The organism is Bacillus sp. AR8-1 (genome assembly GCF_008042345.1).
Taxonomy (GTDB): Bacteria; Bacillota; Bacilli; order Bacillales; family Bacillaceae_G; genus Bacillus_A; species Bacillus_A cereus.
In genome coordinates, this window is record NZ_QNUB01000011.1 from 55,113 (window position 1) to 67,844 (window position 12,732).

Here is a 12,732-nt window from a genome sequence, read left to right on the forward strand (position 1 = left end):
TTCATTTCGATAACCAACCCATTACACTACTTTTCAAATTATGTTTGTTCCAAAAAGTCAGTGCTTCATTCTCTCCAAAGGCTTGTACAAAATATGTTACAAAAGCTGTTCCTAAAAAGTAACCAAGTCTGTTATATCCGAAGTAACTACCTCCTGATAAACGGAACCATTCTTTCTCTTTTTCATCTGTCCATCCTTCAACATAATCTTGTAAAAAACGTTTCTTTATTTTCTCTTCATTTTCTTTATAATATTGTAGCCATGGATCACCGTCACTATTATATGAGTAGTAAACAGACTCATTTAAATCTTTAACGATTTTTTTTGATAAATAAGTTGCAACACCTTCACGATACAAACTTACCGACGCATCGGTCCATTCAGCCCTAGTCCAATCCATTCCAGTATTTTGTAGCATAACATTATGATATATATGACCTATTTCGTGAGCAGCAATAACACGAAGATGATTCAAATCTGGAGATAATTTTTCTGCCGCAAAAAATATGTCTCCAATGATTTCCCTTTCTACAAATGCATTTGAACCAAATCCTCCAACGAATACATGGAATTTCATATTTACATCAAAGTTATATTTATTACGATATTCATTTGTTACCTCTTGAATAATGATTGGTAATGATTCTGCAATAATACGAATATCTTCTATTTTTGCGGGATATTGTTTAATGGCATTAGAAAGACGTTCTTTCGTTTTAGGACAATGATACTTAAAGTATTCTTCAAATATCTCTGAATGCGAAGTAAAGTAGCGATTAAGGAGTTCTAATTCTAAATCGTCACTTTCCCATAATTTCAAAAAACTTGGAATTATATTGTTAATCACTGTATTCATCTCCTTATTTAAACCTTCTCTTCTCAATGATAATATCCTCTATCTATAGCTGAAAATATGCCGTCACAACAGCTCCTTGAAACAGAAAAAAACCAGTAGGAAGTGATTACTCTTTTCCTACTGGTTGAAATGAAATTAAACGGTAAATCTTAGTTTCTTAAAAAATGTAGCGATAGTGCTTTTTACAGTTTCAAAATTATAAGCAAATGTATTATCTCCACTTAATGATGAAATACATGTTAAACCTGCAGCTTTAATAAAAGCTTTTACATCTACAAGCATAGAATTAGCCTCCATGAATTTAATTACAATCATTATAACAGGTGTTTTACGATACTAACATGAAAGTAATAAATAATCCTACTTAATAAATAAATTTCTATTATTAATTTATCCCGCTATTTGCCGGGCAGTAAGATCCCCACTTCGAAGCAAAGAAGTTAGATGGGGGTAAGGGCTGCCCGTAAAAGCCCGATTGGTAGGGCTAATAATCAGTGGGGATGAACCACCCACTGATTAAAGCTTCACTTTATTTAGCTCAAAGTACACCATTTCAATGTCATATAAAAAAGCTGCCCAAAAGGACAGCTTTAAATATGTATATTACACTTCGATTGACTTACCGTCTTCAGCAATATGATAAAGTAAGTGAGCTAAATGATGAATTGGACCATATTCTTCCTCTTCCTCATCTGTTTCACCTTGGTATTCCAGATCATTTAAGTATAGTGCTAAAAATTGATAGTATAGTTTTAAATCAAATCCATAACACGCAGTTGGTTCTTCATGATCTCCTTCATATTGTAACATTAAGTATTGATCATTTCCTTCTGCATCTTCTGCATCAAAGAATACGAAGAAGCCAACGTTTGTATCTAAATCAAATAAATGACGAGTACCTTTTTCAGTTGCTTTATTGAAGTCCTCTTCACTTAATTTATGTACTGTTGTCGCTTTAGCATTATCTTCTTGATGGAAATTTACTGTGAATGTTTTCAATGCTGACACCTCCTGATTGTATAATACTAGCATAACATATAAAAAGGACTGCTTACAAATGTAAACAGTCCTTACATTCATTTTCGCATTGCTCGTAATAAGAAGCTTACGATGAAAATTAAAATGATCGCACCGATTAAAGCTGGAATAATTGCATATCCGCCAATGACTGGACCAAAACTACCAAGTAATTTCGAACCAACCCAAGAACCGATAATACCAGCAATAATATTACCAATTACACCACCTGGTACATCCCTTCCAGTAATTAAGCTTGCAAACCATCCTAATAAACCACCAACGATTAAAGACCAAATCATATAATAACCTCCTTTATATTTAACCAATCAAAATATAATTAGAAACAATTGCTTACCATTAGTTATGTGACATTTTTCATAAGTTATTCATACTGCTCAACTATAAGATTTTTGAGAATAATACACACCGATAAACTATTTTTCGAACTAACGATTTATCCGACTTGTTATTACACACATTAAGGACAATCTGGCTTCAATATTGTTCGCATAAACTCTTCTTTAAAAGCAGGATAGTTAAAACCAACAGCAATTCTTTGAATCGGCCGATCATCAAACCTTGTTGGTTCAGCTATTTTTCTAAAGTCTGCTACACTTTGGCCCCTAGTCACATCATTTGTCGTACTAATCCACACTGCCGATTTTTTATATTCGAAAATACTATCGTTTATAAACGAGACAAACGGTAGTAAATCGTGTATGGGACTTCCACCAATACCTGGATATTCTTTTTTATAAAAATTCTCATAATAAAAATCAATCATTGGTTTAATGAGTTTCGCCTGTCCAGTTCCTTGTTTATCTATTATATTGGCCATTTCAGGCGTAATAAGCGCACCCTGTGTTACATTTAACGGGTATATAGTAGCGTTTTTCGCATATTTCATAACAATATTTGCTGCAATTGGATCACCATAAAAATTCGCTTCAGATACTGGTGTAACATTACCTGGAAATAGGAAAGCGCCGCCCATTATATAATACGAACAAATACGATCCATTATATTTGGATACAATAAAAATAACGTAGCAAGCGTCGTTAGTCTTCCTGTCGCCACAATTATAATATCTTCTGGACAAGGTTCGATTAATTTGATTAATTCACAAAAATTTTCTCGTTTACAAATTCTCATTTCAGGTGGAATAATAGGACCTAAACCATGATCCCCATGGATTTCAGGGAAAAACAAAGGTTCTTCAGCTGTCATCGGCCTACTCGCACCTTCAATAATTTTCACTTGTGTAGCATAGTACCTTTCTAAAAAATAAACATTTTCCGTAACGATATCTCGTGATACATTCCCGTACTCTGCAACAATACCTAGAATATCTAATTTACATGTTTTATTTGCATAAATTAACGCTACGGCGTCATCAATACCAAAGTCTCCAAAAAAGATGATTTTCTTATTAACTATTCTCACCCCTCTTCAGCATAATCTACTATTATTATTATGTGAAAAAGACAAGGCGGTGAAACAGTGCAAACTAAAAAAGCCGCCTATTTATTGGCGACTTCAATCTTTTTATAAGACAAATATGCTAGTACATTTTTACTTGAATCGTATTTCGGGTTATTTCCTTTTCTTGGCTCTCTCATATGTGTCTTTTCAAATCCAGGAATGTCTGGCATTTTCCCCATAAATTCAAGCATTTCTTCCTCAGTACCTTCAATGCGTACACGAATCATAATAACTATTCCTCAATTCACAGTTTCTCTGTACTAAGTATATCGTACTTCAGAAAGACTGCAACACATTTATCTTTTTAATGTTGTACTTTTTTTACATATAAACATAGCCATTTCAGTATAGAACGAATCTACTTTATTATTTTTAAGTTGAATATTAAAATATTCCTTCATTTCGTTTGGTGCTTTCATCATACATTCTGTTAATTTTTCACGCTTTTGTACAGGGACATCCATCATATTACACCACCAGTCAAAATCAAACTTCTTATCAAAAGTAAGACATGACTGCATTTGCAAACCGTTTTTTTCTAATAAAGTAAGCCATTCTGTCTTTTTTAGAGCTCGTTCATGACTTGGGTCCCGCTTCTTTTCTATAAAATTATAAAATGTATCATATTCATTATTTTCTGGCGAAACATTATCTATTAAGATGAATAATCCATTATCCTCCAACGTACGATTTACTTCATAAATAAATTGAGCCGGATTCGTAAAATGATGGGCTGCAATCCGGCATGTAATTGTATCAAAAAAATGGTCTGCAAATGGTAAATTCTCTGCATTTCCTGCTACAAAAGATACATTTTCATGACCATTCTGCTTTATAAAAACTTTTGCTTTTTCTAACATCTGTTCTGTTAAATCAAGTGCAACTACTTCTTCAAACATAGGTGCTAACATATTTGCCACATGCCCGCCACCAGTAGCAACATCAAGAAGACGATTATTATGACGAGACTCAACTTGTTGAACTACATATTGTAAATCCAGTCCTTTAGCATGTATTTTACTATTTACATATTTATCTGCATTGCTGCCAAACTGTTTTTTCACAAGCTCTTCTTTACTCATATTATCATCTTCTTTCTATTATTATTTACATATACGACTCATATAATTACTACAATTCTCTTAATGTATTTTCAAATCCTCTTTTCATCTCACTTCTTATCATATTTACCTTTCATTAAAATAATATAATTTTTCACTTTATTATTAAACAAAAAAAAGACTATGGGAACTTCCCCCCTAACCTGAATAAATATTTACTACATTTTTATTTCTTCGTATATATCTATATAATATAAATCCTCTTTCAACTTCATAATAACATCTACTTCGTTATAAGTAGCCTCACGAGCATGTAAACCAAATTGATCCATACCAATCCATATCCACCCAGGTGTAAGATATAAAACATCTATATTAAAATAATCTAACTTAGTAAGCTCCGCTGTAATAAATTTATCTTTATTAGCGATTTGTTTATCTATTAAACCGTATTCTTTCCCATTTTCAAATAGCGATATAAATTTCCCTACAATCGGATGTTCACGAACAATAAAATGATATTCTTTTTCCTCTATATTTACCACAATCAAACGAGAAACAGATAAATCAGGCCCTGAATTCGACATATTTGTTTATTCACCTCCTTATATAGGCTTCTTAAATATGATAACAAATGAATATTCAAATTAAATTAATATAATGTAAAAAATAAAAAAGCTGATTTCCCTTTAGAAATCAGCCTTTATAATTTGATCAACTTTATTCTTTTACAAATTATTATAATGTTTCTTTTTCCTCATCATTTCCAGAAACTAAATTTCCTATAGCATCCGCTGTTACTTCCACTACAAATTCACAAATACCAGCTACAACTTCTCCAATTATTTCATCCATCTTTTTACCCCCTTATTTTATGTAACCTATTTGCATTATAGAAGAAACTGATAAATACAAACTATCGAAAAAGGTGACATAAACCTTACAGAATTGTAAGCTCTTTCATCCCTTTACTTATCCCCTTTGAAACTCCAAGTATTTTTAGCAGACATATAGGCCATCATAATATGAAGCAAGTAATAATCTAGTGTCAGGAGGCGTTTAATATGTATTACGTAAAATTAATTAAAGGTCAATCTTTCTACGCTTTTGATCATCGTTTCTTAGTGTCTGAAGAAGAAGAGGTTTCAGAGAAAATTTATAATTACTTACGACGTAATGAATTTTTTGAAGTACGTAAAGAAGAATATTCTGCTTAATTACAAAAAGCATTAAGAAAAATATCATCTTATTGTGATATATTCTTAATGCTTTTATGTGAATTTCTTCTTTTCAATAATTATTGTTGACTCTATTAAATAATCTAGTATTTGTCCAAACTAATTATTCACTATTTTCATATTCTAGTATATGAGGAGGTGAAGAATATGACTCATATCATTGATTACCAAGCTACTCAGCCTATAAGTAAAACTGGTGAAAAAACTTTTGCAATCCCAGCTTCTCCAAATAAAGCAATTTTAGCAAATTTGAAATTGCGAATTTCAAGTAGAGATTCACGTAATAATCGAGTAGAATTAATCGCTACAATTGGTGTAGAAGGTATAACTGAGACTTCACAAGTTTTATTCCGAATTTTCCGTGATAATATTGAAATTTTTAATGCACAAGTAGGTATTGAATCTACAGATTCTGAACAATTCTACGTACAAACATTTCAAGCTATAGATCAAAACGTTAGCAGTGGAACACACGAATATTCATTAACTGTAGAAAACCTTACTAGTGGTGCAAGCGCAGAAGTTGTTGGCCCACTATCTTTTAGCGCTTTAGCTATTGGACAAGAGCGTAAATGTTGCTAAGTGAATCTAATATTTAATTTTGTACTTGAGAAAAGCGAGGCGTAGTTATACGTTCTTGCTTTTTTATATGTACCCTTACTTTCTATTAGCTTTAATCATAAATTTTTTATGTTTTAATTCACTTATTTCATCAATTAACGCATCAAATTTTTGACAAATCAAAAAGATTGAAATCCAATTATGAAACACGTAATATAGACTCTGACTCTAAAAAAGTTCGTATAAAAATACTACATAAATAAGGAGGTTTTATATACGAGTTTTTCATTTTAAAAGACGGAGAGGTTTTATGTTATGTGGCGTAATAAAAACGTTTGGATTGTTTTAATTGGGGAGTTTATTGCAGGTCTAGGATTATGGCTTGGTATTCTTGGCAACCTTGAATTTATGCAAAAATATGTCCCTTCTGATTTCATGAAATCAGTTATATTATTTATCGGACTATTAGCCGGTGTTCTAGTTGGACCTATGGCTGGCCGTGTCATCGATCAGTATGAAAAGAAAAAAGTTCTTCTTTACGCTGGGTTTGGTCGAGTTTTAAGTGTTATTTTCATGTTTTTTGCTATTCAATTTGAAAGTATCGCATTTATGATTGCATTTATGGTTGCTCTTCAAATTTCAGCAGCATTTTATTTCCCTGCATTACAATCTGTAATTCCACTCATCGTACGTGAGCATGAGTTATTACAAATGAATGGTGTACATATGAATGTTGGTACAATCGCTCGTATTGCAGGTACTTCACTAGGTGGAATTCTTTTAGTTGTGATGAGTTTACAGTACATGTATGCCTTCTCAATGGCAGCATACGCCTTATTATTCCTCTCGACTTTCTTCCTACAATTCGAAGACAAGAAATCAACAACACCAAGTAAACAAGCTGCAAAAGATAATAGCTTTATGGAAGTATTTCGTATTTTAAAAGGAATTCCTATTGCTTTTACAGCACTTATATTAAGTATTATCCCTCTATTATTTATAGCTGGGTTTAATTTAATGGTTATTAACATTAGCGAAATGCAACATGATCCTACGATTAAAGGGTTCATATATACAATTGAAGGTGTCGCATTTATGTTAGGTGCCTTCGTAATTAAACGTCTATCTGATCATTTCAAACCTGAAAAATTACTATATTTCTTCGCAGTTTGTACTGCTTTTGCACACCTTTCATTGTTCTTTAGCGATATAAAATGGATGGCTCTTACATCATTTGGTTTGTTTGGGTTTAGCGTTGGCTGCTTCTTCCCTATTATGTCGACAATTTTCCAAACGAAAGTTGAAAAAAGTTATCACGGTCGCCTCTTCTCATTCCGTAATATGTTTGAGAGGGTTATGTTCCAAATCGTCTTACTTGGCACAGGGTTCTTCTTAGATACAATTGGGTTACAATATATGGTTCTCATCCTCGGAGTCGTTTCATTATTGATTATTTCTATTTCCCTTTCTAAGCAGAAACATTATGAAAAACAGCATTCGCAATCTGCGAATTTATAAAATAAACAAAGAAGTATGGATATAATATTGAATCCATACTTCTTTGTTTTATAATACGCCTATTTATTACGTTTATTGAAATTATCTAAAGGAGTAGCCCTCTTTTATTTCGAATAGATTATAAAGAGTACTCTTTATAAAAGGAGTGGTAAAATGTCTGATGGCATCCAAGTATTTATTGTCCTGCTCTTTGCAATTGCTCTGTTTAGCATCCTAAACTTTTTAGCCATTTCCTTATCTGGACATAGTTTTAAAAAAAGAATCGTGGCAGGTTTCATATTTTTACTACTGACTCCCATTATCTTTTTGACTATCGCAACATTTGCTTCTATATTCGATAAAGCAGGATTTGGCGCAGGTACGTTAGCCTTTATGATCGCAAGCGTATATATAATAAATGGAATAGTGCTTCTGCTTTCCTCTTTATATATCCTCAAAAAAGACATAACATAGGCTATAGTACTAGCATGAATCTGACTTTACACTAGATTCATGCTTATTTAATTTCTCCTAAATTTTTATATGAAATTAAATAATTCTTTAAAAAAATTTAAACTTTATTTATTATAATATCCCTATCGTATTCGCACGTTTATTCAAATTTAAAAGAAAGGAGCACAAAATGAAAAAGGTTCTACTTACAATTCCTATACTAATCATCCTACTTAGTGGATGCAGCAATAACGATATATACGGTTCTTGGGAAGTCGTTGACAATAAAAATGGTAAATGCCCTGTATATTATAAATTTGAAACAGTTGTCAAAAAAGAAAATAAAGAGGAAATTGTGCAAAATTTAGTAGAAATGCAAACCACAAAGAATAAAGACGATTTATATAAAGGCTCATTTGTCAAAAATTCTAATGTATATCACATTGATTATGGTAATTCATTTACATCAGAGCAAACTTTAAAAGTTGCCGACGGTACATTAAATGTATACTTTTTGACAGCTGAAAAATTATGCACGTATAAAAAGAAATGATTACATTTCAGAGGAAACGCAGAAAATATTTTCTGCGTTATTTCACTTTAGAAATCTTCCACAAATACTTAATAAAAACTATAAAATAACTTAAGTTATATAAAATGAATCCTATAATAGACATTTCAATTAACACGTCTACGCTATTTACATCGATACTTTTCAAAATAGGCTAATCCTTCCTCTAAATTTGTCAATCGTTTTAATTTTCATAAAAAAATGATAAAATATAAACATGTGTTTTCAGAATAATTAAAAACGCAGAATGAAAGCACTGTTTTAGGAGGGGTTTTGATGACTTACACGTTAGCAACTAGAATGAAAGCATTCCAATCTTCTATATTTAGTGAATTAGGAGCCTATAAAAAAGAAAAAATTGCAGCAGGTCATAACATGATTGATTTGAGCATCGGAAATCCTGATATGCCGCCCGCTGATTTTGTAAGAGAAACAATGGTACATACAGCGAGTGAGAAAGAGAGCTACGGGTATACATTATCAGGTATTCAAGAATTTCACGAAGCTGTAACTGAATATTACAACAACACTCATAACGTTTTATTAAATGCGGATAAAGAAGTTTTATTATTAATGGGTTCACAAGACGGGCTCGTTCATTTACCTATGGTTTATGCAAATCCAGGTGATATTATATTAGTTCCTGATCCAGGATATACAGCTTATGAAACAGGTATTCAAATGGCTGGTGCAACATCTTACTACATGCCTTTAAAGAAAGAGAATGATTTCTTACCAGACTTAGGAGTCATCCCTGAAGAAATTGCCGATCAAGCGAAGATGATGATTTTAAACTTCCCAGGGAATCCCGTTCCAGCAATGGCTCATGAAGATTTCTTTAAAGAAGTAATCGCATTCGCGAAAAAGCATAATATTATCGTTGTCCATGATTTTGCTTATGCTGAATTTTATTTCGATGGTAATAAGCCAATTAGCTTCCTCTCTGTACATGGTGCTAAAGAAGTTGGTGTAGAAATCAATTCTTTGTCAAAAAGTTATAGTTTAGCAGGTAGCCGTATTGGATATATGATTGGAAACGAAGAAATTGTTCGTGCACTTACTCAATTTAAATCTAATACCGATTACGGTGTATTTTTACCAATTCAAAAAGCGGCATCTGCAGCACTAAGAAATGGCGCTGTATTTTGTGAGAAAAACCGCGATATTTATCAAGAACGGAGAGATACTTTAGTCGATGGATTCCGAACATTTGGCTGGAATGTCGATAAGCCAGCTGGTAGTATGTTTGTCTGGGCTGAAATTCCACAAGGATGGACTTCTCTAGACTTCGCTTATGCATTAATGGATCGTGCGAATGTCGTTGTTACACCTGGTCATGCATTTGGACCTCACGGAGAAGGCTTCGTACGTATTGCACTCGTTCAAGATAAAGAAGTGTTGCAACAAGTTGTTGAAAACATTAGAAATAGCGGCATTTTCACTCTTGAAAAAGTAAATGAATTAGTTAAAAATTAGTTCCCACTCCCCTGCTTAAATTTAGCAGGGGTATTATTAATTGGAGGTACTTTCATATGCATATTAAAGACACTCTTCCCCATCGTTATCCATTTTTAATGACTGATAAAGTAACAAATGTAAAACAAGGTGAATCCGTTACAGGATATAAACTCATTACAAATAACGAATGGTTTATAAATGATAATCAAAAACATATGCCTCATATGTTAATTGTAGAAGCACTTGCTCAGCTTAGTGCATTTGTACATACAAGTGATTCTGAAGGACTAGGATTCCTCTCCTCTTTAGATGGAGTTGAATTCCAAGGAAAAGCATATCCCGGTGATAAACTTGATTTACATTATGAACTAACGCGCAATCGCCGAGGTTTTGTTCTTGGTAAAGGTATTGCAACTGTAAACGACCAGCCTATTGTAACTATAGAAAAACTATTAATATATCAAGCAGATTAAATTGTTCCTTATATCAGTTGGGAATATCTATTCTCAACCAATTAAAAATAAATAGGAAAACATATTACGTAGTTAGGAGCAGGAAAATGGAACGTACTATCGGTATCGATGCTGGAGGCACATTAACGAAAATAGCTTATTTTAACGAAAAAAGGCTATTAACTTTTGAAAAATTTTATTCACATGAACAACATAAAATAATAGATTGGATTAAAAACAACAATGGCATAAAACAAATATGTATTACGGGTGGTAAATCGAAACTATTACAGCAACTGCTTACAGGTTCATATAAAATAATAGAGCTAAACGAATTTGAAGCTACTCTTGCAGGTGTCCAATACATATTAAAAGAAGAAAAACATGCTATACGCAATTTTATTTTAACCAATATCGGTACAGGTACTTCTATCCATTACGTTTATAATGAACAATATATTCGCGCTGGTGGAACCGGAGTTGGCGGTGGGACTATTATGGGACTTTCAAAATTGTTAACAAATATAGATCATTTTGAAGATGTAATCCCTCTAACAAAAGTAGGATCTAGAAAAGAACTAGATATTACGGTTGGAGATATTTATGGTGGTATTCTTTCCCCTATCGATAATAACTTAACTGCTAGTAACTTCGGAAAAGCAGCCATTACAGAATCAAATAATAGTAGCTCCGATATACTAGCTACTGTACAAGGACTTGTCGGTGAAGTCGTTACTGCATTAAGCCTTCAATTCGCTGAAACAAAAAACATTGAACATATTATTTATATTGGTTCGACTTTATGTAATAACGTACAACTTCAACATATTATTAGTAGCTACACCGAATATCAAAATAAAACACCAATCTTTTTACAAGATGGTGGTAATAGCGGTGCAATTGGTGCATTACTTCATGCTACGAAATAAAAAGCTGACTTTTGTCAGCTTTTTAGAAATGGCACTTCAAATTCAATAATTGATTCCCCGTTCTCTCCAATTCGCTCCACGCTTATTCTATCAATCACACAATTTAACTTCCCATGAAAACTAGGAATCTCCTTCACTACTTCAGCAGCTAACGCGACACTTTCTTTTCTTCCGACTGTTACATGCGGGATGTACGGAATGTCTTCTTTCAAAAATTGTAATAAAGGTCCTGTATATAGAATATTATGTAGTTCCTCTATTTGTTCTTTCCCCTTTTCAACTCGTAAAAACAAATATTCTCTTTCACTTGTAATTTGATTCTTAAATTCAATTTCTATATTCTGTATCGGTTTTGATACATTTATAATATGTAATTTCAGCTCATCATTTGAAATCGAACTTTCAAATGGGAATACAATTGTAATATGCGGTGGAATTAATCCAAATAAAGGATCATGTTTTTGCCTAATGTCCTCGATTTCGCTAATGAACATGTTGTTTAGAAAAAGTAAAATTGTACGCATTTTTATCCCCTCAACTTTTCCTCATTATAATATGTATCATATTCTATGACAGCCTGCCCTTCAACAACTTGTTTTGCTTACCTGTAAAAATAAAAAAACTTCTCAAATGAGAAGTTTTCATATAGCATGATTATTATTTTCCAGCCAAACTTTCCTAAACTTTATATAACAGGCAATTCTCCAAGGAAAAATATACGATACTGCAACAACGTAAAATAATAAACCAATCGTTTGTTGATCTAAATCAACGATAAATTGTCTTGAACCATATCTTAAAAAGACAAGTACAATAAAAGTAATTAAAAAAGCTGCACTTTTTTTCGTATAAATATTCCCATCATCTCTTCGTTCATAATTTGTTAATACTATAAGCGGTACAGCAAAAAGTACACCAATGAATACCGCTATAATTACTTGTAATATAGCTGGATGTACGGGACCTAAAAACCATACAATACCTGGTGTTAAAAATAGTAATGGCCATAAAATACGTTTTCCTGATCCCTTTATTGGCTTATGCATGGAGCGATAACGACGCCAAAATATTAGTAGTGCAATGCATAAAAAGACGGTTATTAGTGAGGACGTGTCTCCCATATATTTTCCTTCTCCCTAAAAGAATAATCTAT

General features: G+C 32.5%; 18 protein-coding genes. 8 read left to right on the forward strand and 10 right to left on the reverse strand.

Features of this window, described 5'->3' with window-relative positions; translation table 11 throughout:
• Position 1: 1 nt before the first annotated feature.
• From DN400_RS07710 to DN400_RS07745, 8 genes are all read right to left on the reverse strand, one after another.
• Positions 2-856 (reverse strand): aminopeptidase, encoded by an 855-nt coding sequence (locus tag DN400_RS07710; protein WP_033657520.1) that lies wholly within the window; start codon positions 854-856, stop codon positions 2-4.
• A 135-nt stretch (positions 857-991) separates the two neighbouring features.
• Positions 992-1,138, reverse strand: a complete 147-nt coding sequence (locus DN400_RS07715; protein WP_000959551.1) for a hypothetical protein — start codon at positions 1,136-1,138, stop codon at positions 992-994.
• 321 nt (positions 1,139-1,459) lie between these two features.
• Positions 1,460-1,855, reverse strand: a complete 396-nt coding sequence (locus tag DN400_RS07720; protein ID WP_147801621.1) for a cytosolic protein — start codon at positions 1,853-1,855, stop codon at positions 1,460-1,462.
• A 77-nt stretch (positions 1,856-1,932) separates the two neighbouring features.
• Positions 1,933-2,175, reverse strand: a complete 243-nt coding sequence (locus DN400_RS07725; RefSeq protein WP_025118015.1) for a GlsB/YeaQ/YmgE family stress response membrane protein — start codon at positions 2,173-2,175, stop codon at positions 1,933-1,935.
• A gap of 179 nt (positions 2,176-2,354) precedes the next feature.
• Positions 2,355-3,320: a nucleoside hydrolase gene (locus DN400_RS07730; RefSeq protein ID WP_001223685.1), complete on the reverse strand. Its 966-nt coding sequence runs from the start codon at positions 3,318-3,320 to the stop codon at positions 2,355-2,357.
• Positions 3,321-3,397: 77 nt separating this feature from the next.
• Positions 3,398-3,586, reverse strand: a complete 189-nt coding sequence (locus tag DN400_RS07735) for a DUF3970 family protein (protein ID WP_000621885.1) — start codon at positions 3,584-3,586, stop codon at positions 3,398-3,400.
• A gap of 69 nt (positions 3,587-3,655) precedes the next feature.
• Positions 3,656-4,441: a class I SAM-dependent methyltransferase gene (locus DN400_RS07740; protein ID WP_000031302.1), complete on the reverse strand. Its 786-nt coding sequence runs from the start codon at positions 4,439-4,441 to the stop codon at positions 3,656-3,658.
• Positions 4,442-4,638: 197 nt separating this feature from the next.
• Positions 4,639-5,007 carry a hypothetical protein gene (locus DN400_RS07745; RefSeq protein ID WP_000071476.1) on the reverse strand — a complete coding sequence of 123 codons (369 nt, stop codon included), beginning with the start codon at positions 5,005-5,007 and terminating at the stop codon, positions 4,639-4,641.
• 477 nt (positions 5,008-5,484) lie between these two features.
• Between DN400_RS07745 and DN400_RS07750 the strand changes: the two genes are divergently transcribed.
• The 8 genes from DN400_RS07750 (at position 5,485) to coaW (ending at position 11,579) form a co-directional block, all read left to right on the forward strand.
• Positions 5,485-5,637 (forward strand): YqbF domain-containing protein, encoded by a 153-nt coding sequence (locus DN400_RS07750; protein WP_000291905.1) that lies wholly within the window; start codon positions 5,485-5,487, stop codon positions 5,635-5,637.
• 168 nt (positions 5,638-5,805) lie between these two features.
• On the forward strand, positions 5,806-6,240 hold the full coding sequence (exsC, locus tag DN400_RS07755; protein WP_147801622.1) for an exosporium protein ExsC: 435 nt from the start codon (positions 5,806-5,808) through the stop codon (positions 6,238-6,240).
• Positions 6,241-6,534: 294 nt separating this feature from the next.
• Complete coding sequence (locus DN400_RS07760) at positions 6,535-7,737, forward strand: MFS transporter (RefSeq protein ID WP_098619988.1); 1,203 nt, start codon at positions 6,535-6,537, stop codon at positions 7,735-7,737.
• A gap of 153 nt (positions 7,738-7,890) precedes the next feature.
• Positions 7,891-8,190, forward strand: coding sequence for a hypothetical protein (locus DN400_RS07765; RefSeq protein ID WP_001279472.1), 300 nt, complete (start codon positions 7,891-7,893; stop codon positions 8,188-8,190).
• 169 nt (positions 8,191-8,359) lie between these two features.
• Positions 8,360-8,722 carry a hypothetical protein gene (locus DN400_RS07770; protein ID WP_147801623.1) on the forward strand — a complete coding sequence of 121 codons (363 nt, stop codon included), beginning with the start codon at positions 8,360-8,362 and terminating at the stop codon, positions 8,720-8,722.
• A gap of 294 nt (positions 8,723-9,016) precedes the next feature.
• On the forward strand, positions 9,017-10,216 hold the full coding sequence (locus tag DN400_RS07775; RefSeq protein ID WP_000222704.1) for an LL-diaminopimelate aminotransferase: 1,200 nt from the start codon (positions 9,017-9,019) through the stop codon (positions 10,214-10,216).
• Between the two features lie 56 nt (positions 10,217-10,272).
• Positions 10,273-10,671: a 3-hydroxyacyl-ACP dehydratase FabZ family protein gene (locus tag DN400_RS07780; RefSeq protein ID WP_000547673.1), complete on the forward strand. Its 399-nt coding sequence runs from the start codon at positions 10,273-10,275 to the stop codon at positions 10,669-10,671.
• Positions 10,672-10,757: 86 nt separating this feature from the next.
• Complete coding sequence (coaW, locus tag DN400_RS07785) at positions 10,758-11,579, forward strand: type II pantothenate kinase (protein WP_000442499.1); 822 nt, start codon at positions 10,758-10,760, stop codon at positions 11,577-11,579.
• A 14-nt stretch (positions 11,580-11,593) separates the two neighbouring features.
• Here the strand turns inward: coaW and DN400_RS07790 are convergent, their stop codons facing one another.
• Entirely contained in the window at positions 11,594-12,103 is a 510-nt protein-coding gene (locus DN400_RS07790; protein ID WP_001259198.1) for a 2'-5' RNA ligase family protein, read from the reverse strand.
• 117 nt (positions 12,104-12,220) lie between these two features.
• Positions 12,221-12,700 (reverse strand): CcdC family protein, encoded by a 480-nt coding sequence (locus tag DN400_RS07795; RefSeq protein WP_000502966.1) that lies wholly within the window; start codon positions 12,698-12,700, stop codon positions 12,221-12,223.
• Positions 12,701-12,732: the final 32 nt, after the last annotated feature.

Excerpts from the sequence above, each read along its gene's own strand:
- DN400_RS07710 (WP_033657520.1), bottom strand. The coding sequence starts at position 856 with ATGAATACAGTGATTAACAATATAATTCCAAGTTTTTTGAAATTATGG.
- DN400_RS07715 (WP_000959551.1), bottom strand. The coding sequence starts at position 1,138 with ATGCTTGTAGATGTAAAAGCTTTTATTAAAGCTGCAGGTTTAACATGT.
- DN400_RS07725 (WP_025118015.1), bottom strand. The coding sequence starts at position 2,175 with ATGATTTGGTCTTTAATCGTTGGTGGTTTATTAGGATGGTTTGCAAGC.
- DN400_RS07735 (WP_000621885.1), bottom strand. The coding sequence starts at position 3,586 with ATGATTCGTGTACGCATTGAAGGTACTGAGGAAGAAATGCTTGAATTT.
- DN400_RS07740 (WP_000031302.1), bottom strand. The coding sequence starts at position 4,441 with ATGAGTAAAGAAGAGCTTGTGAAAAAACAGTTTGGCAGCAATGCAGAT.
- DN400_RS07745 (WP_000071476.1), bottom strand. The coding sequence starts at position 5,007 with ATGTCGAATTCAGGGCCTGATTTATCTGTTTCTCGTTTGATTGTGGTA.
- DN400_RS07750 (WP_000291905.1), top strand. The coding sequence starts at position 5,485 with ATGTATTACGTAAAATTAATTAAAGGTCAATCTTTCTACGCTTTTGAT.
- exsC (WP_147801622.1), top strand. The coding sequence starts at position 5,806 with ATGACTCATATCATTGATTACCAAGCTACTCAGCCTATAAGTAAAACT.
- DN400_RS07760 (WP_098619988.1), top strand. The coding sequence starts at position 6,535 with ATGTGGCGTAATAAAAACGTTTGGATTGTTTTAATTGGGGAGTTTATT.
- DN400_RS07765 (WP_001279472.1), top strand. The coding sequence starts at position 7,891 with ATGTCTGATGGCATCCAAGTATTTATTGTCCTGCTCTTTGCAATTGCT.
- DN400_RS07770 (WP_147801623.1), top strand. The coding sequence starts at position 8,360 with ATGAAAAAGGTTCTACTTACAATTCCTATACTAATCATCCTACTTAGT.
- DN400_RS07775 (WP_000222704.1), top strand. The coding sequence starts at position 9,017 with ATGACTTACACGTTAGCAACTAGAATGAAAGCATTCCAATCTTCTATA.
- DN400_RS07780 (WP_000547673.1), top strand. The coding sequence starts at position 10,273 with ATGCATATTAAAGACACTCTTCCCCATCGTTATCCATTTTTAATGACT.
- coaW (WP_000442499.1), top strand. The coding sequence starts at position 10,758 with ATGGAACGTACTATCGGTATCGATGCTGGAGGCACATTAACGAAAATA.
- DN400_RS07790 (WP_001259198.1), bottom strand. The coding sequence starts at position 12,103 with ATGCGTACAATTTTACTTTTTCTAAACAACATGTTCATTAGCGAAATC.
- DN400_RS07795 (WP_000502966.1), bottom strand. The coding sequence starts at position 12,700 with ATGGGAGACACGTCCTCACTAATAACCGTCTTTTTATGCATTGCACTA.